The sequence below is a fragment of the Altibacter lentus genome, from assembly GCF_000746845.1.
Taxonomy (GTDB): Bacteria; Bacteroidota; Bacteroidia; order Flavobacteriales; family Flavobacteriaceae; genus Altibacter; species Altibacter lentus.
Genome location: NZ_KN050846.1, coordinates 1,999,888 through 2,023,414, shown reverse-complemented (window position 1 = coordinate 2,023,414; position 23,527 = coordinate 1,999,888). Strand labels below are relative to the sequence as shown.

Annotated in this window: 21 protein-coding genes; 4 read left to right on the top strand and 17 right to left on the bottom strand. The window is 41.6% G+C overall.

Annotated features, from left to right (window positions below; translation table 11 throughout):
- Positions 1–11: 11 nt before the first annotated feature.
- Together JS40_RS09350 and JS40_RS09345 are read right to left on the bottom strand one after the other, a co-directional pair.
- Positions 12–620 (bottom strand): DUF4254 domain-containing protein, encoded by a 609-nt coding sequence (locus JS40_RS09350; RefSeq protein ID WP_034260116.1) that lies wholly within the window; start codon positions 618–620, stop codon positions 12–14.
- Positions 621–769: 149 nt separating this feature from the next.
- Positions 770–1,696 carry a DUF6427 family protein gene (locus tag JS40_RS09345; RefSeq protein WP_034260115.1) on the bottom strand — a complete coding sequence of 309 codons (927 nt, stop codon included), beginning with the start codon at positions 1,694–1,696 and terminating at the stop codon, positions 770–772.
- 39 nt (positions 1,697–1,735) lie between these two features.
- Here JS40_RS09345 and JS40_RS09340 point away from each other — a divergent pair, with 39 nt between their 5' ends.
- On the top strand, positions 1,736–1,969 hold the full coding sequence (locus JS40_RS09340) for a DUF6341 family protein (RefSeq protein ID WP_034260114.1): 234 nt from the start codon (positions 1,736–1,738) through the stop codon (positions 1,967–1,969).
- On the opposite strand, the gene purD is transcribed toward JS40_RS09340, so the two are convergent.
- Positions 1,961–3,235: a phosphoribosylamine--glycine ligase gene (purD, locus tag JS40_RS09335; protein WP_034260113.1), complete on the bottom strand. Its 1,275-nt coding sequence runs from the start codon at positions 3,233–3,235 to the stop codon at positions 1,961–1,963. The genes JS40_RS09340 and purD overlap by 9 nt on opposite strands.
- A 169-nt stretch (positions 3,236–3,404) precedes the next feature.
- On the opposite strand from purD, the gene JS40_RS09330 reads away from it, so the two are divergent.
- Genes JS40_RS09330 through JS40_RS09320 form a run of 3 tightly spaced genes read left to right on the top strand, consistent with a single transcriptional unit; the run spans position 3,405 to position 7,018 of the window.
- Complete coding sequence (locus tag JS40_RS09330; RefSeq protein ID WP_034260112.1) at positions 3,405–4,715, top strand: phenylacetate--CoA ligase family protein; 1,311 nt, start codon at positions 3,405–3,407, stop codon at positions 4,713–4,715.
- 52 nt (positions 4,716–4,767) lie between these two features.
- On the top strand, positions 4,768–5,862 hold the full coding sequence (gene wecB, locus JS40_RS09325; protein WP_034260111.1) for a non-hydrolyzing UDP-N-acetylglucosamine 2-epimerase: 1,095 nt from the start codon (positions 4,768–4,770) through the stop codon (positions 5,860–5,862).
- Positions 5,852–7,018, top strand: a complete 1,167-nt coding sequence (locus JS40_RS09320) for a glycosyltransferase family 4 protein (protein ID WP_034260110.1) — start codon at positions 5,852–5,854, stop codon at positions 7,016–7,018. The genes wecB and JS40_RS09320 overlap by 11 nt, the downstream gene beginning before the upstream one ends.
- Here JS40_RS09320 and JS40_RS09315 read toward each other — a convergent pair.
- Genes JS40_RS09315 through JS40_RS09250 form a run of 14 tightly spaced genes read right to left on the bottom strand, consistent with a single transcriptional unit; the run spans position 7,015 to position 23,523 of the window.
- Entirely contained in the window at positions 7,015–8,370 is a 1,356-nt protein-coding gene (locus JS40_RS09315) for an exopolysaccharide biosynthesis polyprenyl glycosylphosphotransferase (protein ID WP_034260109.1), read from the bottom strand. The two genes, JS40_RS09320 and JS40_RS09315, sit on opposite strands and share 4 nt — an antisense overlap.
- Positions 8,371–8,372: 2 nt before the next feature.
- Positions 8,373–9,362, bottom strand: coding sequence for a UDP-glucuronic acid decarboxylase family protein (locus JS40_RS09310; protein WP_034260108.1), 990 nt, complete (start codon positions 9,360–9,362; stop codon positions 8,373–8,375).
- Complete coding sequence (locus tag JS40_RS09305) at positions 9,359–10,672, bottom strand: UDP-glucose dehydrogenase family protein (RefSeq protein WP_034260107.1); 1,314 nt, start codon at positions 10,670–10,672, stop codon at positions 9,359–9,361. Before JS40_RS09305 ends, JS40_RS09310 begins: the two co-directional genes overlap by 4 nt.
- A gap of 16 nt (positions 10,673–10,688) precedes the next feature.
- Complete coding sequence (locus JS40_RS09300; RefSeq protein ID WP_034260106.1) at positions 10,689–11,912, bottom strand: hypothetical protein; 1,224 nt, start codon at positions 11,910–11,912, stop codon at positions 10,689–10,691.
- Complete coding sequence (locus JS40_RS09295) at positions 11,909–12,640, bottom strand: WecB/TagA/CpsF family glycosyltransferase (protein WP_034260105.1); 732 nt, start codon at positions 12,638–12,640, stop codon at positions 11,909–11,911. Before JS40_RS09295 ends, JS40_RS09300 begins: the two co-directional genes overlap by 4 nt.
- The gene (locus tag JS40_RS09290; protein ID WP_034260104.1) at positions 12,621–13,778 is read right to left on the bottom strand and encodes a glycosyltransferase family 4 protein; all 1,158 of its coding nucleotides are present in this window, start codon (positions 13,776–13,778) and stop codon (positions 12,621–12,623) included. The genes JS40_RS09295 and JS40_RS09290 overlap by 20 nt, the downstream gene beginning before the upstream one ends.
- Complete coding sequence (locus JS40_RS09285; protein WP_034260103.1) at positions 13,756–15,021, bottom strand: O-antigen ligase family protein; 1,266 nt, start codon at positions 15,019–15,021, stop codon at positions 13,756–13,758. The genes JS40_RS09290 and JS40_RS09285 overlap by 23 nt, the downstream gene beginning before the upstream one ends.
- Entirely contained in the window at positions 14,999–16,324 is a 1,326-nt protein-coding gene (locus JS40_RS09280; protein ID WP_152558165.1) for a hypothetical protein, read from the bottom strand. The genes JS40_RS09285 and JS40_RS09280 overlap by 23 nt, the downstream gene beginning before the upstream one ends.
- A 15-nt stretch (positions 16,325–16,339) precedes the next feature.
- Complete coding sequence (locus tag JS40_RS09275) at positions 16,340–16,798, bottom strand: hypothetical protein (protein ID WP_152558164.1); 459 nt, start codon at positions 16,796–16,798, stop codon at positions 16,340–16,342.
- A 16-nt stretch (positions 16,799–16,814) separates the two neighbouring features.
- Positions 16,815–18,242, bottom strand: a complete 1,428-nt coding sequence (locus JS40_RS09270) for a class I SAM-dependent methyltransferase (RefSeq protein ID WP_034260100.1) — start codon at positions 18,240–18,242, stop codon at positions 16,815–16,817.
- Complete coding sequence (locus JS40_RS09265) at positions 18,224–19,543, bottom strand: flippase (RefSeq protein ID WP_034260099.1); 1,320 nt, start codon at positions 19,541–19,543, stop codon at positions 18,224–18,226. The genes JS40_RS09270 and JS40_RS09265 overlap by 19 nt, the downstream gene beginning before the upstream one ends.
- 2 nt (positions 19,544–19,545) lie before the next feature.
- Positions 19,546–20,997 (bottom strand): hypothetical protein, encoded by a 1,452-nt coding sequence (locus tag JS40_RS09260; RefSeq protein WP_034260098.1) that lies wholly within the window; start codon positions 20,995–20,997, stop codon positions 19,546–19,548.
- Positions 20,998–21,003: 6 nt separating this feature from the next.
- Positions 21,004–22,473 carry an MBOAT family O-acyltransferase gene (locus JS40_RS09255; RefSeq protein WP_034260097.1) on the bottom strand — a complete coding sequence of 490 codons (1,470 nt, stop codon included), beginning with the start codon at positions 22,471–22,473 and terminating at the stop codon, positions 21,004–21,006.
- Between the two features lie 3 nt (positions 22,474–22,476).
- Positions 22,477–23,523 carry a GDP-L-fucose synthase family protein gene (locus tag JS40_RS09250; protein ID WP_034260096.1) on the bottom strand — a complete coding sequence of 349 codons (1,047 nt, stop codon included), beginning with the start codon at positions 23,521–23,523 and terminating at the stop codon, positions 22,477–22,479.
- Positions 23,524–23,527 lie beyond the last annotated feature (4 nt).

Genomic DNA, 23,527 nt, shown 5'->3' with positions numbered 1-23,527 from the left:
AAAAAAAGGATTTATTTTTCTCCCCGTAATACAGGATTAAGCTCGTCGTCGTTGTACATTTTCATTTGTTTGTACACCTTCATATATTTTCTTCCGTGTGCAATATCGTCCAATAACTGGTCGATGGCAGTACTTAAGTCCACGCGTTGTTCCAAGAGGACGTTCAGTTTTGTTTGACACGCTTTTCTATGTGCTTCGGAAGCAGAGTTTCTGGTTGCTTCTTCGTTCATGTGATAGATCTTTAATGCCAAAATGGACAGCCTGTCGACACCCCATGCCGGACTTTCGGTATTGATGCGTGCATTTTCCTGTACCGAAACATCCTTGTACTTTTCCAAGAAATAACTGTCAATATATTCGACCATATCGGTACGGTCCTGATTAGAGGCATCGATCAATCGCTTCAATTTCAAGGCGGCTACGGGATCGATGTTGGGATCCCGAATAATATCCTCATAATGCCATTGAACTGTGTCGATCCAACACTTTCGGTATAACAAATGCTCCAAAAGATGGCTCTTCTCGTTATACGGGTTGGAAAATGGTTGTTCTACGGTATTCACAACATGATAGGTTGTGATCACTTCAGAAAAGATTTTATTGGCTTTTTCGCTAAACATAACTACAGTGTTCTATATTTTCAATACTAAAAAACGGACCCATTGGCTTCGAAAACCAAATTAAATACGGCCCTTGTGAAGGTGTATACCGATCCGCCCACAAAGGTATCATATTTTGTGAAAGTACGGGAATAGGGAGTGCTAATTGCTTATAAGAAGAAGAATAGTACAACAGGAAGCAGAACCGTTAAGGCCACAAGCAATTCTTTAAACCAAAACTCCTTTAGGTGTTCTATGTAGTTGGTAATAATTATGGCAGCCGGTGCCAATAGAAAAAGAACTTCGGCTCCCGTCTTTACGGGGCTGGCAAGGGCCATGACAATTGCGACTCCTGCCATAAAGACCATGAGCAAATAGTTGGGCCGCTCTTTTTTTGATACCGAAGAAAAAGAGATCACGCGATACACCCCTGTCCAAACCATAAGCGTAAGCAGCACCGTGGTAGGAATTAAAATCGAGGCTGAATTATAAATAGAAAAATCGAAGCTTATACTCTTGCGCCATGAGAAATACCAGTCAAAAGAATCATCCCACAAATATTTATAGGCAGTAACTACTATAAAGACTCCAAAGAACCCGACCAGCGGAATAAGCGTGTGTTTATAGGTAGTGTGCTTTTTCCGAAGGATGGCAATTATCAGTACGGCAAAGAAAAGAATGGCATAAAAATAGAAAAAGGCACCTATTGTGATCCAAAGGGTCGCATCCAGCACTTTCTTTTCGGTGTTCTTTTCAGATTTTAAGCTTAGAATCCTTCGCGTGGCGAGTAACAAAAAAACATTGGCAAGAAGTATATCTACTTCAGAAAAAACCGCAGGAAACATTACTAAAAAGCAACTAAAGAACAAGATCCCGTACGTGTTGGAGCGTGTGAGACCGTTTTTACGAATGATAAAATCTACAAGTAACATTGAAAAAATGCAAAGTACAATCACCACTATCGAACGAAGGGCAAAGGACCAGCTAAAAACCTCAGGAAGCCCATGAAGCAGGGTCACTAAGCATCCTAAGAATATAAAGATCCCAAGCAATAAATAATTCACGGGATTAGATTTGCCAAAAAAGCTTGTAAGCATGAAGGGTAATTTATACTTTTGCGTTATAAATATAAAGATATGACTTGGAAAGGGTTTTTTGAAGGAATACAATCATTTGCTGAAGATGTTTTGTTTTTACCCTATGATGCCTTGCGTTTAGGTGTTGATAGCTGGTGGATTTCTAATATCGTGAGTTGGTTGTTGATGTTAATTGGCGTTGTTGCCTTTATCTACTGGATGGGTCAATTGAAGAAATTCAATGACAATGGTGAGGAAGATAAAAGTTCGACATCTCATTCATATCTAGGATAGATCAAAACCGATATCGGTTCTATAATACATCCTGTCAAAAGATAGTTTTTCTATGTTTTGGTAGGATTTTTTTAGCGCTTTTCTGAAATCACTATCCAAAGAGGTTACTGCGAGAACCCTGCCCCCGTTCGTTACCACCGCTCCGTCTTTTACAGCCGTCCCCGCATGAAAGACGATTGAATCTTCAACAGAGGAAATACCTGAGATCTCCTTCCCTTTCTCGTATGCCTCCGGATATCCTCCCGAAACAACCATCACTGTGGTCGCTGCCCTCGCATCGACTTCAAGTGCAATACGGTGCAACTCCTTACGGTAAGCGGCTTCTAACAGATCAACGAGATCGGTCTTTATTCTGGGCAAAACGACTTCGGTTTCCGGGTCTCCCATGCGTACATTGTATTCGATCACATACGGCTCATCCCCCACTTTTATAAGTCCGATAAAAACAAAACCCTTGTAATCGATTTTCTCTTTTTTCAACCCCATTATGGTAGGTTTTACTATGCGCTCCTCTATCTTGTTCATTAAGGTAGTGTCTGCAAAAGGCACCGGCGAAATGGCTCCCATCCCTCCTGTGTTGAGACCTTTATCTCCTTCTCCTATTCGCTTGTAATCTTTGGCCGTAGGAAGAATCTTGTAATCCTCACCATCGGTGAGTACAAAAATTGACAGTTCTATCCCGTCCAGAAATTCTTCAATGACCACCGTATTACTTGCATCACCAAATTTTTGATGTGCCAGCATATTTTCCAGCTCCTGTTTGGCGTCATTGATGTCTTGTAGGATCAATACACCTTTTCCGGCAGCCAGTCCATCTGCTTTTAGAACGTAGGGAGGTTTTAAGGTGTCGAGAAATGCTTTACCTGCATTCAATGATTCCTTTGTAAAGCTGGCATAGGCAGCTGTGGGAATGGAATGTTGCAACATGAATTCTTTGGCCCGTTCCTTACTGCCTTCGAGCAAGGCTCCCCGTTTTGAAGGACCGATGAGCAGTATGTTTTTTAAGGCTTCTGTTTCTGAAAAATAATCGGCTATTCCTTGTACCAAAGGATCTTCGGGACCTACCACCACCATGCCTATGTCGTTCTTTAGTACACATTCCTTAATAGCCTCGAAATCGGTTACAGAAATGGGCACATTGGTCGCTATTCTTGCCGTTCCGGCATTTCCAGGTGCGACATAAAGTGTATCGCATCGATCACTTTGTGCGAGCATATAGGCAAAGGTATGTTCTCTTCCGCCAGAACCAAGTACTAATATATTCATGTTGTCAAGCCGTTTAATTCGGTTCAAAAATACGGGATTTTTATACGTTAACAATGATGGAACTGTCCTTTTCGAAACGCATCCGGTCATCCTAATTTTAGAAAAATAGCCGGATGTCTTTTTTTCGATATAGAGTTTCAGTACCTTGAGCTATTAATACTTTTTTCGGTTGAATCTTTTCGAACTTACGTTACGGTTAAAAGGTTTTCCCATTGCGGAAGCTAAAAAGCGATTGGCGAAGATCCAAGACATCTCCACAGACGATTATCCGACTTATTTGTCACGCCTAAAAAACGATATCGTCGCATATCATCAACGGGAAAATCCATGGTATCAAGAGTTTGCCGGATCCCGGCCTTTTACCGATTGGAACAGTATTCCCATACTTTCAAAAAAAGACTTACAACGACCCCTTACCGAACGCTTATCACATGGTTTTACACCACAGAACGTTTATGTCAATAAAACTTCAGGATCGAGCGGACATCCCTTTATTTTTGCCAAAGATCGGTTTTCTCACGCGCTAACCTGGGCAATTATCATGGACCGGTATAAAGGTCACGGCATTGTGTATTCACAATCGTTGGAAGCCCGTTTTTACGGGATACCGCTGGATCGCAAAGGATATCGCAAAGAGCGTTTGAAAGATTGGTTAAGCCGCCGCTATCGCTTTCCGATCTTTGACCTTTCAGACATTAAGTTAGAGGGCTTTCTGGAATCCTTCCGAAGAAAACAATTCGATTATATCAATGGCTACACAAGCTCTTTGGTGCTATTTGCAAAATTCCTTCAGAAAAAAGGAATTCACCTTAAAGATGTATGTCCGTCGCTGTGTCATTGTATCGTAACCAGCGAAATGTTGTTCGATGAAGACAAAGAACTGTTGCAACGTGTCCTTGGCGTGCCTGTCATCAATGAATATGGTGCCAGCGAATTGGACCTCATCGCATTTACCGGTATAGATAACCGGTTTTTAGTGAACAGTGCTTCGCTCTTCGTGGAGATCGTAGACTCGAACGACCAACCCGTGCCTAACGGTACAGCTGGACGCATCGTGATCACCTCTTTGTATAATCGTGCGCACCCCATGATTCGCTACGATATAGGAGACACAGGTATATTAGCTGCGGAGAGCACGCTTAAAACCCCTGTATTGCAGCAACTCATTGGCCGAACGAATGATGTTGCGATGTTGCCTGACGGAAAGACCATCCCCGGACTTACCTTTTACTATGTCACTAAGAGTGTGATAGAAGACGATGGCAATGTAAAAGAGTTTGTCGTGGAACAGACCAGGCCTTCCACCTTTAAAATAATATATGTTTCTGAAAGACTTTTGAAGGATGAGGAGATCGATACGATTAAGAACGCGTTGCACCAATACGTAGCACCCCAGCTCACCTTGGAGTTCGAGCGTGTTCCGGTGCTCGACCGAAGCAGCCGGGGTAAGCTGAAACAATTTAATACCTTGCTGAAGTAGTCACTGCTGTGCTTATTTCTTATTTTTGAACCAATAACGAACAGAGACCTCAATGAGAATTACGATTGTCGCCGGTGCACGTCCCAATTTTATGAAGATCGCTCCCATTATTCATGAGATCGAACGGCAGCAGGAAGCCGGGGCGTCTATATCGTATCGATTGATCCACACCGGTCAGCACTACGACTCCAACTTAAGCGCAACATTCTTTGAGGAGCTCAATATTCCTGTGCCGCATCAAAACCTGGAAGTTCATAGTGGTACCCAGGCAGAGCAGACCGGCGGAATTATGGTAGGATTCGAAAAAGAACTGGAAGAAAATCCTCCCGATCTTGTACTGGTGGTAGGCGATGTTACGTCAACCATGGCCTGTACCTTAGTGGCAAAGAAAGCTCATGTAAAAGTTGCACATGTAGAAGCAGGAATTCGTTCAGGGGATCGATCCATGCCGGAAGAGATCAATAGAATTGTTACAGACAGTATCACAGACTATTTCTATACAACTTCCCAACAGGCAAGCGAACATTTACAAAGCATAGGGACTCCGAAGGAGCAAATCCATTTTGTAGGCAATGTCATGATCGACACGCTAAAGAACAATCTACATCGTATCAAAAAACCCTCGTTTTGGGAGGGACTGGCCTTGGCGGCTAATGAGTATTACGTCCTCACGTTGCATCGCCCTTCCAATGTGGACGCTTTGGAGGCTTTCACTTCACTGCTTTCACATATTTTAAAGAATGCCAACGGTGCGCCGGTAATCTTTCCTGTTCATCCCAGAACTCAAAAATTATTGCGTGACACTTCCATGTCCTTTAAAAATTTACACTGTATAGAGCCACAAGGGTATCTGCACTTTATCTATCTGGTAAAACACGCCAAAGCCGTGCTTACCGATTCCGGGGGAATCACCGAAGAAGCCTCCATTCTTAACATCCCGTGCCTAACCTTTAGGGACAGCACCGAGCGACCCGAAACGATCACGCAAGGAACCAACACTTTGGTCGGTACAGATCCTGAGGCCATAGACAGAGCGTTTCGCACGTTGGAAGCCGGCCAATGGAAACAAACACAGCCCATTGAAAAGTGGGATGGAAAAGCTGCACAACGTATTGTAACGCATATCTTGCAATGCTATGACCACTAAAGACATCTTACTTGTCACAAACTATTTCCCCCCGGAAAAAGGAGCTGCGGCCAATAGAATGGAGTCCCTGGCGTATGCGTTAAAGAATGCGGCATACCATGTTCATGTTGTGTGTCCTTTTCCTAATTACCCTTCTGGCACTGTTTTTAAGGACTTCCGCGGAAAGCTATACCAAAAGACCGAAATGGAAGGAATGGTGATCCATCGCCTGTGGGTATGGCCCAGCAACTCAAGCAACAAAGTAGTGCGCTTGTTGTCCATGCTCTCCTTTGCTGTAAGTTTAAAATTATTTTTTCTTCTGAAGAAGCTTCCAAAAAAGATACTCATTCAATATTCACCCGTGTTTGTTGGGTTCACGGCTGTGTTTTGGTCATGGTGCTTTCAAAAACGAATTATATTAAACATATCGGATCTCTGGCCTCTTGCAGGTTTGGAAATGGGATTGTTAAAGAAAGGGTTCTACTATTCCATTCTGGAAAAGATGGAGCGTTTTTGTTACCGCAAAGCGCATTTAATCTTGGGGCAATCTGAAGAGATCCTGCAACACGTGGCTGTATTGGAGCCAAAGAAGAAAAGCTTCCTCTACCGGAACATTCCCGACTTCTCTGTTCCCGAAATTTCAGAAAACGATGGAAAAAGCACGATATCTCTCGTTTATGCGGGATTACTTGGGTTAGCGCAAGGAGTTAAGGCTATTTGTGAAAAAATTACTTTTCCTGAACACGTTACATTTCATATATATGGTTCCGGTCCGGAGGCTAACAGTATTAAAAACGCATCGTACAACCAAGTGATATATCACGGAGAAATATCGAGAGCAGCACTTCACAGCGTAATCTCCTGTTATGACATGGCATTCATTCCATTGACCAGCCGTATTTATGGTTCGGTTCCTTCAAAGATATTCGAGTATACACGTTTGGGTCTGCCTGTACTTTATTTTGCAGGGGGAGAAGGTGGTGATCTGGTGCGTGATCATGAACTGGGCTGGGTAATTCCTGTGAATAATATACAAGAGCTTCAATCTTTTATAGATTCTCTTTCTTTTGAAACACTACAAAAGCATCCAAAAACAGCGGTTCAGGAATCCTCTGTATCGGCATTTCAATTTAACAAGCAAATTGAGGCACTCATTCAGGCCATTGAAGCCGTTTAATACGCCTTCTCTTCGCCTCGCAAGGCATTGTAAATCGTTTGGAAAACAACTTTTAGATCTAAGAACATAGACCAGTTTTCGAGATAGAAAATATCGTACTTCACACGGTTGATGATATCATTATCACTTTCCACTTCTCCACGATACCCACTTACCTGCGCCAGACCTGTGATCCCCGGCTTTATGAAGTGGCGTACCATGAACTTATCGATACGTTCGGCGTACATGTGGGTGTGGCTTACCATGTGAGGTCGGGGGCCGACCACAGACATATCGCCCTTGAGCACGTTAATGAATTGCGGCAGTTCGTCTATACTGGTCTTTCTAATAATTCTACCCACGCGCGTAATACGTTCGTCCCCTTTGCGCACCTGGTGAATGTGGGCTAACGGATTGGGCTTCATAGAACGAAATTTATAGCAATAAAACTCCTGATAATCCAGACCGTTTCGGCGTTGTTTAAAAAACACCGGCCCCTTGGATTCCAGCTTTATGATCAATCCCAAAATGGGGGTGAGCCACGATAGAATCCCAACGATCACAATTAACGATAAGAGGATATCGAAACTTCGCTTAATAAACTTATTGAAAGGCTCGTCCATAGGAATTTTCCGAAGGGATAAAATGGGAAGAAAACCATAATAGCTAAAATCCAGCTTCTTGCTGTAGATCTCTTTATTATCCGGAAGGAATTTTAGTATCCGTAGGTTATTATCGGCAAAATCGATGAGTTTGATAAGGTCGCGGTTGCTTATTTGTGCTACGGAAGAATAGATCTCTTCGATCTTGTTCTCAATAATATAATCGAAGCAATCTTCGATGGTGGTCTTCTCCGGGCCGTGTAAATCGAACGTATGTTTTAGTTTATACCCATACGAAGGATTGTCGTTGAAAAATTTGCGTAACTGGTCGGTTTTTTGATTCAGCCCAATAATCACTACCTTTCTGGAATTACCTCCCAGCAACAATCGATACTTTTTAAGCAGGTAGTAGATAGTCAGTTTTACTATGGAGATCAAGAACATGGCCAACGCCACGTATTTTAAGATATCTATGGGTCTATTGTCCAGATCCTTATAAAAGCCAAAGAAGGAAAAAACAATTAAGAAAAAGACCACTCCCTGTTTTCCAACAAGCGACATGATCTTGGTCACGTGTGTAAAACGATATATTTCGTAGAAATTGGATTTAAGCGACAGGATGATCCAGGCAATGCTTACTAGCAAAACATATTTGATAAAAGGAATGGAATACCCAAAGAATTGATAGGCCAGAATATGAATGATGGCCAAATCGATCCCATATGAGATAGGTCGCAGAAATCCTGAATATCTTCCTCTTTTAAATAACATTGCTATTGCCTAATGTGCTTTGAGAAATCCTTATGTTCGCTTTTGAACAATTCTTCTTTTGAAAGCTTCTTAAAATATTCAAATGTTTTTTTCATCCCATGTTCTCGAGACACCTTTGGCTCCCATTGAAGTATTTCTTTCGCTTTACTAATGTCCGGCTGGCGCTGTAAAGGATCGTCTTTCGGGAGTTCTTTATAGACGATCTTTTGCGATGAAGCGGTAAGTTTCAATATTTCTTTTGCAAACTCCAGGATCGTAATCTCATGCGGATTCCCGATGTTTACAGGCAGACTGTAATCGCTTAAAAGCAATCGATAAAGTCCTTCTACCTGATCATCTACATAACAAAAAGATCGGGTCTGACTTCCATCACCGAAAACGGTAAGGTCTTCTCCGCGTAACGCCTGTCCTATAAAAGCCGGGATCACGCGTCCATCGTTGAGCCTCATTCTAGGGCCGTAGGTGTTGAAGATTCGGGCGATCCTTGTTTCAAGTCCGTGAAAGCGGTGATAGGCCATCGTAATGGATTCCTGAAATCGTTTCGCCTCATCATAAACGCCACGAGGTCCAATGGTATTTACATTTCCATAGTACGCTTCGGTTTGAGGATGTACAAGCGGATCTCCATACACTTCCGAAGTAGAAGCGATAAGGATACGTGCCTTCTTCTCCTTTGCCAATCCTAAAAGATTGTGAGTGCCGAGAGAGCCCACCTTCAATGTTTGGATGGGAATCTTTAAGTAATCGATGGGGCTGGCAGGCGATGCAAAATGCAAGATGTAATCCACCTCCCCGGGAACATGCACAAACTTGGTAACATCGTGGTGATAGAACTCGAAATCCTCCAACTTGAAGAGGTGTTCGATATTTTTAAGATCTCCGGTAATAAGATTATCCATTGCGATAACCTGATATCCCTCTTCGAGGAATTTGTCGCATAAATGAGACCCAAGAAATCCTGCCGCTCCTGTGATTAAAACTCTTTTCTTCATTGATGAATTGCTTTCCTGCCAATTGATATATAGGTAAATCCTTCTGCTTCCATATCGTCTACATTGTAAAGGTTTCTACCATCAAAGATGACCGGATGGCTCAATCGTTGCTTCAACTCCTTATAATTTGGTGTTCGGAAGATACTCCACTCTGTGCAGATCACCAAAGCTTCAGCATTATCCAGAGCCTCGTACATAGAGGCTGCATAGGTAAGCGTGTCTCCAAACTGCTTTTTGATATTTGGCATGGCCTCTGGATCGAACACTGTCAATTGCGCCCCTTGATCGAGTAGTGCTTTCATAATATCGATAGAAGGAGCCTCACGCACATCGTCGGTTTCCGGCTTGAAAGCAAGTCCCCAGATCGCTATTTGTTTTCCTTTTAGGTCGTTTTTAAAATAGGCTTGAATTTGCGGAACTAATATCGTTTTTTGTCTGGCATTCACCTCAATCACGGCATTTAAGATCTTAAAATCATAAGCCTCATCTCTCCCTGCCTTTTGAAGTGCTTTTACATCTTTAGGAAAGCAAGATCCTCCATAACCGATCCCGGGAAATAAAAAACGCTTCCCGATACGGCTATCGGCTCCAATTCCGGCACGTACTTGATCCACATCGGCTCCTACTTTCTCGCAGTAGTTGGCAATTTCGTTCATGAAAGTAATCTTGGTGGCAAGAAAGGCATTGGCGGCATATTTTGTGAGTTCTGCCGATTTCTCATCCATAACAATAATAGGGTTGCCGGAGCGTACAAAAGGACTGTAAAGCTTTTGCATCAATTTGGTGGCCCGTTCACTGCTGGAACCAATAATAATACGTTCTGGCTTTAAGAAATCGTCCACCGCAAAGCCTTCACGCAAAAACTCGGGGTTGGAGACCACGTCAAAATCACAACCGGCACGTTTCGCAATCACCTCCCTGACCCTATCGGCAGTGCCTACTGGAACCGTACTTTTATCTACAATTACTTTGTAATCCTTAATTAATGCACCAATTTCTTCGGAAACATTCAAAACATATTTAAGATCTGCCGACCCATCATCTCCTTCGGGAGTAGGAAGGGCAAGAAATATAATATCACCATGTTCAAGGCCTTCAGCCAAAGAAGTGCTAAAGCGCAATCTGTTGGCTTTAATGTTTCTTTCAAAAAGGATATCTAAATGTGGTTCATAAATAGGAACGACCCCGGCGCGCATTTTCGCAACCTTTTCTTGGTCGATGTCAACACATATAACCTCATTACCTGTCTCGGCGAGGCATGTTCCTGTCACCAAACCAACGTATCCCGTACCAATTACTGCTATTCTCATTCACTTGATCCTCTTACTACTTTACGGGTTCACGTTCTTTTAAAAACCCAATAAAAGCAAATGTTAGTAAAAAAATGATGGGTTGATTTGCACTTATAATAAACCCGCTGGCAAAAAAGCCTGCTATTAAATAGATAACCAACATGCCTATTAAAAAGGTGCCGGCGTTAAAAAACCGCATCATATCTTTTAAAAGCCACGCAAAAATACATATACCTACTATCCCAAAAAAGAAATAAATGTCAAAAAACTCCATTTCAGGTCGGTGGTTGTAGAATTCTGAGCCGCCTAGAATGTAGTTCAAAAAGCTCCATTTTGGCAAGACAACCTGGGAGATGGTATTGGACAATTCGATATTTCGGGTACTTGTAATACTTGTGATCAATCCCTGTTCGTGGTAAATCTCTACCAGTACTTTAAATTTATCGGTTATAAAACTACTTATCGCCCTATAAAAAACAACGCCCAAACAAATAATACCCACAAGGCCAATCCAAAACCACTTTTGCAGATACCGCTTAAAATAAAAAAAGTCGAATGCTAAAAGCAAGGGAAAGAAAAAATACATTTTCTTGGTTCCAAGCAGTAAGGAGCAGGCTACCGCTATAATTAATTTATAAGGTTTGCAGGATAGAAAGAGCGTTTTATAATAGTAAACCGCGATCATGAACATGAAATAGAAACTCGCCTGATTGTTCGAGTTGTAAATCCCCATGTAGCCATAGCGCTTAAAGCTAATGTAGGTGCGGAACACATGCACGTCGAAAATGGCGCCAACGATCATAAGACCGCAATTGATGAAAAAGAGTATTTCAAAAAACCGAAATAGCTTGTTGACTTTTTCCTCGCTCTTCAGCAAGGGAGCGAATATTAAAAACGTGATAGGTAAGAACAAGAGCCTGGACAGATAGACCAAATTCTCTCGAATGCGATACACGTATGCGCTGGTATCGTTGATGACAGCTTGGGACAGCAAGAAGGTAACGATCAAGACTCCAATGGCATACAACAGATAACGACTACGTTTCTCTTCTTTATACATTCTGAAAAAATAGGCGAGTACCACACCGTAGCACGCTAAAACAAATCCTTTTGAAATTGCCGTATACCGAACAAAATTGTCGTGTGAATTTAAGGCCAACTTTCTTGAGATGTCCCCAAACAAGAAGATGATCAAGGTCGCAATAAAAAGATAAAAGAGCACTTTTAAACGCTTGTCATCGATTGAAGCTAGGGTCATTTGTTAAGGATTTGCCGTAAGGCAAGGTAAAAAAATTTCGTGTTAGTGTACAGATACCGCCTAAACATTCTTTTTGGCTCCATAATGAGTCGATAAAACCATTCGAGTCCGCTTTTTTGCATCCACAGCGGCGCCCGTTTTATTTCCCCTACAAATACGGGAAAAGCACCCCCCACACCATAGAGTGTGGCATTGATCTTTTTACTGTGTTCAAACATCCACCGCTCCTGTTTTGGACAGCCCAAAGCCACAAATACCATGTGAGTATTAGAGGAGTTTATCCTTTCTACATAGACCTCATTATCCCAAGTCGCATTGAAGGGAGGAGAAACGGCAAACGTAATCTCAATATTCTTAAATTGTTCCCTCACTTTCTTTTGGAGTGCTTTCAAGACCTCCGGTGTTGCACCCACGAAAGCAACCTTTAGCGATTCTTCATTGCACCGTTGTAACAAATATGGAAAAAGATCCATTCCCGCTATGCGCTCTTGAGAAACTCCGTATAGCAACTTAAACATTTTGGCCACCGGAGTCCCGTCCGGAAAAGCCATGGTTGCAGAATTCACCACATGCTGAAAACCGGTGTCATCATACCCTTCGATGAGCATGTGTACGTTGGTAAGACAAACATAGCTTGGCGTATGCGATTTAGCGAGCGCCAGGAGGTGAGGTGTTTGTTCTTCAAGACTTCCTTGATTAATGTAGGATCTAATTATTTTCCGCTTCATGGGTCGCTAGAACTTCTTTATAGATGTGCATCAAAGAAGTGTAATTTTTCTCGTGAGTATATTTTGCTTCAAATTTTCTTCGGGCGTTCTCGTAGTATTTCAAAGCGTTATTTTGTTCAAAATATTGTATCGTCTTTCGAAGGTCTTCAGAATTGGAGACCTGAAAGAGCTGTCCGTCCAGGCCATCGTCTACGATACTATTGATGTTGTCTATGTTTGAAGCTATTACAGGGGTGCCGGCAGAAAACGCTTCAATAATGGTATTTGGCAGTCCTTCGAAGATAATAGAGGAAAAAACCAGTGCTTTGGCATGTCTTACTTTCTCACGCACCACCGAAGCGGGCTGTTGTCCCATAAACTGAATTGTAGTATTGGCACGTGCTTTAAGCTTCAATTCCAGTTCCCCCGTTCCTAAAATGAACAGTTTTAAATGAGGAAGTTCATTAAAGGCATCGATGAGAACCTCAACTCCTTTTTCTTCTGAAAGACGCCCCACAAATACATAGCCATCTCTTTCCTCTGGTGGAATGATCGCATGCGATGTGCCATCGGTGCTGTTGGGTTTTACAGCAATCTTATCCGGCTCCACACGTAGTGCTGAGCTGGTTATCATCTTTTTTGCGAAAGGCGTAAGTACAATGAACTTGTCTACCGTCGCGGCCCAAGTGCCAAAGACGTTGTGAGCGAACAAGGAAGCCGAGAGGGTTGCAGATTTAAGATAGGAGTCTTTAAAACATTTGTGCTGAATGGCCGGAAAGGGAAAGGTTTTGTTCTTACACTTTATACACACTTTGTGATCTCTTAAGAACATGGCATTAGGACATATCAAACGGTAATTATGCAGTGTCATTACCACCGGTATCCCCTGTCGCTTTGCCACATACAAAATGCTGGGAGTGGCTTTGTAGAAAAGATTGTGCACGTGAATAAGGTCCGGTTTAAATACTTCTAATTTCTTTTGAAGGATTTTTGCCGAAGAAGTGTTGTAAATAAGTTGTAACGGATTTACCGACGTATTGTCGAAAAAAAGGCGTTCGACCTCTACCCCATGGGACTTTAGGATCGCATACTCATTTTCGACCACCGTGTCCTCACCGCCGTCAAAATGGTATGTGTTATGTATCTGAAGAATCCGCAAGTGCCTCTGTATTATTAGTATATATGAATGTGCTAAAGAACGCCAAAAATAAAACTCCTGCATTAACCTGCAAAAAAGATTCGGTCATTCCGGAGGCTACAAAGGTTGCTATAAAAATAAGATACAGGTAATTTTTTTTGCGTTTTGCCGTCCATGCCGTATAGATAATAAACAGAAGGAACAAGAACAGCCCTATGAGTCCGGCCCGAACCGCGGCCTGCAAAAATATGTTATGAGCATGAAATGTTTTTCCTGCCACCAATAACTGATTTCTCATGTATACCTTATAGCAAAGGGTAAGTTGATCGATCTCATCTCCCACACCTACTCCCATAACAGGGTCATTCGCTACCACTTTAACAGCGCAGTCCCAAATTAAAAGGCGCATTCCGGTGCCCCCCCAATAACTATCCTCGGGACTTTCCTCGTTTTCGAAATTATATACTTCGGTCCAGCGCTCTTCAAAAGTTTGGCTGTTGAGCAGAAAAAACGTACACCCCGCCACAACAGCAACGACCACAGTAGTTGGAACTAAAAAATTGCGATGTCTTACAGCAGAGTATAAAGCGAAAGCAAAGAGAAACAGTGCCGTAACGAAAATAGACGTCCGACTTCCTAAGACCAACAAAGCCCCCGACAAGAAGACCATGAGCACTATGATAGCAATAGTATACTTTCTTTTGAATCTAAAGGACATATCTACAAAAAGCATATAACTACAGGCGATCACAGCAAAGGAGGCATATAGTGACAGCGAAAGATACTGAATGCTTATAACTGCTGTGGAAAGGCTGTTCCCTACCAGGTATTGCAATCCCTGCTCGGAATCTTCAAAGTAGACAGGAAGCTGTTTCAGAAGTGAAAGGAGGACTAAAACAGCCACAGAAGTGCTAAAACCCAGTAGTATAGCGTAAACGGTTTTCTTTGACAATGTGTAGGGCAGGGTAAAGAATAGTACAGGGAAAAACAGTAAAAATCCTTGCATGGTAAGTTTCCGTTGAAAGAAATCTACATTTTCAGAATAAAAAAAAGTAAGTAGGTACCATAAGAAATAACCTATGAAAATAAGGATTGCACCTATTCGCTTTTTAGATAGTGTAAGTTTTCCTGTCGCCAAATGAAGCAACCAGAACAAACCTAAGAGCCCCACCACAATGTTGGGTATTGCCGGTCCAAACGGCAATACGACAGCAAAGAGGAGCAGCAATAACCCCCATATCTTACGATTCAAGAGTTGGTACATCTTCTTTATTTTGAGAATTTAGCAAGTCTACTTCAATAAGTTTTACCATGAGCAGCATAGGAAATACGATCTCTATCACTTCCAGATAGTACTGAAACAAGAATAAAATAAGACAGTAATAAAAGATAAACTTCACAAAATTGGATGTTTCTTTCCTGGTGGTGGCCTTTCTTACCCTTCGTATGCTTGAAAAGAACAAGAAAAGGATTATCGATCCAAAAATAAACCCATACTCCAAAAGTACGGAGACGAGCGATGAGAATGGCTGATTTCTTGTACCGTCATTCCACATGGTATTGGCCAGATACTTCCTGTTCAATATCGGGAGCACATAATCGTGGTGATACTCGGTTTGATAATTAAATAGTTTTTTATAGGTCTTATTCTGAATAAAATCGCCATTGAGATAAAATGCCACCCGGCTGTTAAAAGTACCCGGCGAAGTCCCTAAGAAGAAGACTTTAGCATCACTGAAGAACAACCGTCGAGAACCGTCAAGAAAGGTGATGTAACGAGGGATATAGGTTCTGCGGTGTTCTTTCATCTTCTCGATCTCATATTTGTAATCGTATTCTTCAAAAATGAGTTCGGCGTAGGCAATATTAACCCTTATGTACTTAAAATTGGCAGGGTTAATAAGATAGACCACCGAAAAGAAACTTACGGCAATAAATACGATCTTGAGCGTGGTCGCTACGTTCTTCAGCAAATAGGGTAAAATGACCAATCCGAAAGCGATCACATAGATAAAGAGGCCTTGTCCGTAAAAGCCAAGGATCCCGCAAACAAAGAAAAAAGCAAAATTCTTATACTTCTTTTCGAAGAAATAGTAAGTCGCCATCAAAAAATTAATGACCGATAAACTGTGAGAACCAAAGCCCCCCTTACCGTACAATCCGGTGAACACATCTTCAGGATAATCTGCTGTTGCCAAGACCAGAACAGCATAGATGGCGGCCGAAATATTGACGATTACCAGAAAATAGGAGAATATTTTAATGAAGGATTTAAAGTAAGCCTTGTCTTTAAAGATATCCCGCTGCACCGGTTTGGCCGTGGCAAATATCAACGTAGTAATGATCAAATAGAGTGAGAAGACGAGGTTGTAAATAAAAAACCCTTCAATGATCATAGAAATAATTCCGGCAACTATAATAGCCAAACACGCCAGACCTACGGTTTTATTTAGGCGTAGTTTCAGCAGCAAAAAAAACAGAAATACAAGGATGGGATATGTAAACAGCAGTAGCGGCCTGAACAAGGTCAAACACAAGAAAGTTACTACGATAAATAAAAATTTCACGTGTACTGTTTTTGATTATTGGAACGCTACATCAAAAAAGTTAAGTTTGAATATCCTTCCTTCCTTGGCGTCACATACCATTCCAAGCCGAATCTCCTCAAATCTAAACTGTTCAAGCTTTATTTCACGCATAAAGACCAATTTACCTTCCCCGGGAACGCTTTTAAGATCCATATTTACCAAATGGTTGCCCTCTTTTTTGGGATATGCGTGAAAAAAGAGAAAACATGTGTTGCGATACCGCTCTGTATTTCCTTCATAGACGGCCTTTAGGGTGATTACAGAATCTTGTCTTTTATAGGTAAGTGACTCTAGTCGCACTTCTTCTTCCTCAAAAATATAAGGATGTTCAATAAGGCTGTTCTCTTGGGTTTCTTTATTGTATTCGTCAATTGTATATAAAGAAGTATCGTAAGGTTTTCCTCCTTGGCAGGAAACAAACAGTCCTATAAGGAAAAACAAAAAATACTTCATAGTGCGAATATAAGGATTAGCTTTTTTTAACCTTACCAATAAACAAATGTCTGTTGATCTCTAATTCTTCGTCCAGGTGGTATTCAAAATGTGATGAAAACGCCTCTTTAAACCACTGGACCGTATAAAAATCGGGTACAGGAGGTGTGGTATTGAGGTCTCCGGCATACAGCCCAAGCGGCATGAATTCTACCACTACATACCTATCGGCTAAAGATTCAAGTATATTAAAGATATGTTTTAGACCTATCTCCTGGGTTAAGATAAGATGGTGTGTAACGGCCAATGCCATGACCACATCTGCCTTAATGCGGTCTTGAATCCTGGCATCGGTAATACGGCCGTTAGGGCGCACAAAATCGTATACCAGGGGCAAAACATTATTAGATCCTTTATTGTTCTTGTATATCGCATCTACCGCATTCTTATCATAATCGGTGGCGATCACTCTTTCTATCTGGGAATTTGCCAACAGATGGTTCGCAAATTTTCCCTGGTTGGAAGCCAGTTCTATAAGGCTTTTGGCATCTTTTAGATCACTGTTAATAAGTTGAGTGATGCGTTGGAACCGTTTATTGGTGGCAGGGTCGATCTCATTGTGATAGTTCATCCAATAGGATTCGAATTTGCTGTTCTTTAGCCCTTTCATCAAGCGGCGCGCCTTTTTGATGCTGAAAATATTCTGAAAGTTATTCTTGAAGAAAAGAATGTACTTGCTGTATTTGTGCTTGCCAAACTTTTCCACGACCCGAAAGTGTCTTGCGTTGGCAAGTTTTCTGGCATTATAGTAGAATTTGAACACCAGATTCGACAACCACGATCCAAAGAATGTCGCGTACTTAAACCGAAGGTTGAAAAAATCCTTCTCGCTATAGTAGCCGTGAAACAACTGTATGCTTTGCGGCAGGTCTGAATACCCTTTGGTGTAGAGGTACGTGGGAATGTAAAAGGCGTTGTAAAAGCTTAGGTAGCCGGTCCATGATCTTCCGTCGTTGGGATCCCTTCTGAAAAAGCTTCCGAGGTCGATAAATTTTGGTGTCCCCATGTCGAATACCACGTTATGGGAATGGACATCAAAAAGTTCAAAATTATAGGATTGTGCAATTTCAGAAATATCCAACACCGTGTTTGCAGCGTCCTTCAGCATAGAGAACGACCATTCATAAGGATAATTCCAAAAAGATACTTTTTGATGCTCTACCACCAGGTTAAATCCTTCGATCTTAACATCGGAGATCCACGAGTTGATAAGAAGATCCTTCTCGATGAGCTCTTGCATCATCCCGCTGGAGAACATCTCTTGCACCTGCGATTCGAAGGGTGTATTGATCGCGCGAAAAACACGGTCCTTGTAAAAGAACAGCTGGCATACTTTATCAATTGAAAAGCCCACTGTCTTTAAATCCTTCACTTTCAACTCACTTTCTAAAATGGCTTTATCCATGTTCTAATCTTGAAAAAATGTAAGAGCGAATACGTTTGTAAATAAAAGTTCGCTCGTGTACTCTTAAATAAATAATTTACAAAATACCCCGATATTGAATAAGAGACCAACGTTGCGTAAGCCGCCCCGGTGAGACCGTACAATTCAATAAAATAGATATTAAGTGCAATATTAATAACTGCTCCAATAATAAGTCTAAGGCTTGCAAATTTCTCCAAATTCTCATTTAAATAATAACTCCAAGAACCATTACTTAAAAACACAAAGACAATCGACCAGATGTAAATTATCACGACCTCAACACTTTCCGCGTATTCATTTCCAAAAAGGAAGGTCACGATAAAGTTTGCAAATATCGTATACAATACTGAAACAACGATGGCAATTTTCATTAAAAGGTCATATAATTGCTGCAAACGTTCTAAAAATTCCTTTCTACTTCGTTTCCGAAGAGCTACCAAGGTAGGAAACACAGACTGTGTGATCGCTACAGTGACGAAAAGCCAGATACTGCTCAGTTTTACAGCCACACTGTACAGACCAACGGCTCGTTCGTCTAAGATCTCCTTGATCATGACCTGATCTATCTTAAAGTACAAAGCCGCAGCAATGGCTCCAATGATTAAAAACCAGCTCTTTCTTAGCAGATACTTAGACATGTCAAAACTAAACTTCCATTTTAAAGCTGAAAGTTTTTTATAGGAATAGCTTAGCAACAATCCAATGGCTATTAACACAGCCTCCCCTACGTATACATAGGCAAAGTTAATAAGGTCGGCCTGTGTGAGAATGAGTGTCACTTTGGCCACAGCAGCTATTCCCACAGCGACACTGTTGGTAATAACCACATATTTACTTTTTATTTTACTTTGAAAATAATAGTCGATACCGCTGAAACTCTTAAAGAACACAGAACAGGCGATAATTAACACTATACTGTTGGTAAGCGCATCGTTGTCGAGCCATTGTAGTGTGGTCCAAAGTAGTGCTAGCATGATCGCAAAGCCAACTATACGCAGAACAAAGGTTGTCCCAAGGATCTCATTTTGCCTTGGTATGTCTTTGACCAACTCCCGTACCACTATTTGATCTAAACCCATAGCCGCAACTGCCGTAAACAGATATACCATAGACTCGGCATAGCTCAAAACACCAAACTGCTCTGGTCCAAGGTATCTTGCCAACCAGATACCAATAAAGAAGGCGTCGAGAATTCGCAAACCTTTCTCCATAAGAAGCCATGCCGTATTTTTAAAATACTTGGCGTAGCGTTGGTTTAAGAAAGAAAGGTTGCTTAGCATCGTTATTTTAATGAAAGAGGTCCAATGTTAAGGGGTGGCTGTACCACTTCTAATGTTTCGGCATTTTGAAAATATAAGAGAATTGTTTCATAATCGGTGATTTTTGATGCAGGTATCTCAAAAATCAAATATTTGGTTCCATCCAATTCCTTTAAAGCAGGGCGGCCATACCAGATGTTTCGATCGCGATCTTTTAATTTTGCTTCATTAGATAAGTATCGCTTCTGAGTCTTAACTGGTTTCCCATGAAACTGAACTATATATTCTTCTCCGGTTATTTGTAAAGGTGTTTTGAGCTCTAAAATGATCTTGGTAACTGTGGAGGGCTTAGCATGGACATAAAACTTTGCTATCTTCAGACTATCCCAAACAGTATATTCGACTTGGGTAGCGGGTAGTCTGTCCATTAACTTGGGTGTTTTTAGTACGTATTCAAAGTTTTCACTTTGATTTCGCATCCAGATGCTATCGTTTCGACGGTCCTTAAATGTAAAGTCCTGTTCTTTAAGGTAGGATGCAAAAAACAAAGAAACTTTTTCTGCTCCAATGGAGTTGACATGAGCCACATCTTTGAAGTCTGAAAATTCCAAAGGTAAAGCGACGTATTGTTTATTAAAATTTAAATATGGAATGTCCAGGCTATCGCTCATTTCTTTGATTGCGGCTGTAAACTCATAGTAATTGCCATTGGGATCTTTATACCAATCCAGGTAAGGTGTAGAAACAAACATAAGCTCCACATTCTTTTCGGCTGTAAGACTGTGAATCTGCAGTATTAGTTCTTTCACTCGTTCCGGCAAAGAACCGGATACAGTGTCGTATACAAAAGTTTTAGTGTTGAAATCTCTAAAACTATTCTTGCTCTCGTCTTTCACGTGATGGCCGGGGTTATTCGTGTAGCCTCGAACAAATTCTGCCGCGGCCTTCGTATTGCCATTCCTATTAAAAAGTTTGTCGTTCCAGTCTTTATGATTTCGAATTGTCGGACTTAATACGCTGGAAAATTCACGAATTGAATATATTGACCTTAAATACTTCAATTTTTTCAGATTATTTTCCAGATTATCAAAAACTTCCAACTGAAAACCTTTGGCGGTGGGAGCATTGAGGTGATAGTTATTCCCCGGAAATACGTCCAACACGATTAACTTAGGATTATACCGCTCTAAGATATCGCTTAATAAGAAGGCTGTGGTCTCAAGATTCTGTGCCCCGCTTCCTAAGTTTATACTGTTCAGGTGTAACTCTTTATCGATAATTTCGGGATTGAACGCTGTGAATACATGAGAGCTTCCGCAGAAAAAAATATCCACCTCGTCCGCCTCATAGCGATCCAGTTCGCGCATTGTTCTGTTAAAATGCGTGTCGGTAAGGAACAATCGATCCATTACACCCAACAGAAGCACCAGAACGATGATCGTGAAAAGCGTAGATTTTAAGAGCAATTGTTTCATTAGTAATTAAAATTGAAAATAAATAAATTCTGATACTTGATCGTCTCCATAAATACCAAACAGAAGCAGAGAGAACACAACTACAAGGTATAAACTCCAACGCACATAAATGGGTCGGCGTGCAATATAATGCGCCATTGGTTTTGTTCTATGCCTAAGCTCAAAGAGCACCAACAGCACAATCAAAACTAATAATAAATATATTTCTGACTCCGCCAATCCCATCGTGCCCAACCCCCCATGAAAAAGTTTTCCATAATTTAGATCGACACTGTTCCTTAAGATTAGACCAGCCTCTCGCAAACTTTCCGCTCTAAAAAACACCCATGCTACACAAACAATAAAAAAGGTTACTAGCAAGGACCCAAAGGCGTATAGTTTGCTAAGTTTTAATTTCTGAAAGCCGTTCTTTAAATTCTCCCTTTGTTTCGTAAATGCTTTTTCCAGTACGATGATCACGCCGTGTATCGCCCCCCAGATCACGAAGGTGAAGGCCGCCCCGTGCCAAAGTCCGCTCACTAGAAAAACGATGAATAGATTTGCATAGGTCTTATAGGTTCCTCCCCTGCTTCCGCCCAGTGGAATGTACACATAATCCCGAAACCACGTAGACAGGGAAATATGCCAGCGCCTCCAGAACTCGGTGATGGATTTGGAGAAATACGGACTGTCGAAATTCTTCATTAGATCGAAGCCCATGGTGCGCGCGATCCCAATGGCAATGTCACTGTATCCCGAAAAATCGCAATAGATCTGAACGGCAAAAAAGAAGGTGGCGACAACCAATTGATAGCCGTCATAACTACCGGGGTCGCCATATACCTGGTTCACAAGTATCGCTGCACGGTCTGCTATCACCATTTTTTTGAACAACCCAAAAGCCATCAATAACAAACCCGATTTTACCTGATGGTAATTGAACTTATACGTTTTAAAGAACTGGGGCAATAGATGCGATGCGCGTTCAATAGGCCCGGCAACCAACTGCGGAAAAAATGCAACAAAAGTGAAGAAAGCCAATGCGTTGTTGGTAGGCTCTAATTTTCGTTTGTAAATGTCTATGGTGTAACTAAGCGTTTGAAAGGTGTAAAAGCTAATCCCTACCGGAAGGATGATCTGAAGAGGTGCAACTTCTAGGTCCTGTCCAAATAAGCGGAATGAGTCGACAAAGGATTCTATAAAGAAATTAGCATATTTAAAATAGGCCAGCAGACCAATATTCACCGAAATGCTGGTCCAAAGTAAAACCTTGCGCCTTGTGTTGCCGGTAGCTTTGTAAAGATACTTACCAACAAAAAAATCTACCAAGGAGCTAAAAGCGATCAAGAACAGGAACCGCCAGTCCCACCAACCGTAGAAGAAATAACTGGCAGCCAGAAGGAAAGCGTTGCGAACCGTTAGGTGTTTTGCAAATGTCCAATACAGCAAAAACACAACCGGAAAGAAGAGTGCAAAGTCTAAGGAGTTAAAAAGCATAGGTTACTCTTTTGCTAAGTACCATTCATACATTTTTTGAATGCCATCCTCCAACGCCACCTTGTGTTTCCATCCAAGCGCGTGCAATTTTGTAACATCTGTTAACTTGCGCAGCGTACCATCCGGCTTGGAGGTATTGAACTTGAAATTCCCTTGAAAGCCCACCGTCTTTTTAATGATCTCTGCCAGGGCTGCAATGGAAATGTCTTCTCCGGTTCCAATGTTGATATGTGTATTGCGTATTTCTGAAGGATCTTCGATCACCTGTTTAAAATCTACTTCTTCCATGATATAAACACAGGCATCAGCCATGTCTTGTGACCATAAGAACTCACGTTTGGGCCTTCCGGAGCCCCAGATCTCCACACTATCTTCAGAAACACCAAATTGTTGTAAGATCTTTTCCGCTTCCTGAAAATTAGGAACCCCCAGATCGTCCAGAATTGCCTGTTTGTTATTTTCTGAAAGTAACTTCGCCAAATGGATCTTTCGGATCAACGCCGGAAGCACATGTGATTTTTCAAGATCGAAATTATCGTTGTAGCCATATAGGTTGGTTGGCATTACTGAAATAAAATTCGTTCCGTATTGAATGTTATAACTTTCACACATTTTTATTCCCGCGATCTTGGCGATCGCATAGGGTTCATTGGTGTATTCCAGGACATTGGTAAGCAGTGAAGATTCCGGCATAGGCTGCGGTGCCTCCTTTGGGTAGATACACGTGCTGCCTAAAAAAAGCAACTTTTTAACACCATGCCGATAACTCTGGTGAATGACATTGTTCTGGATCATCAGATTCTCGTATATAAAATCGGCCCGGTATACATTATTCGCCACTATCCCTCCTACTTTGGCTGCGGCCAGAAATACATAATCGGGTTTGTGTGTCTTAAAGAAGGTCGCAACGGCCGTTTGATCTGTTAGGTCCAATTGCGCATGTGTTCTGGTGAGTATATTAGTATACCCCCGGGCATTTAACGCCTTTACAATGGCGCTTCCTACCAATCCTCGATGTCCTGCCACATAATAGGTTGCATTCTTATCCATAGGC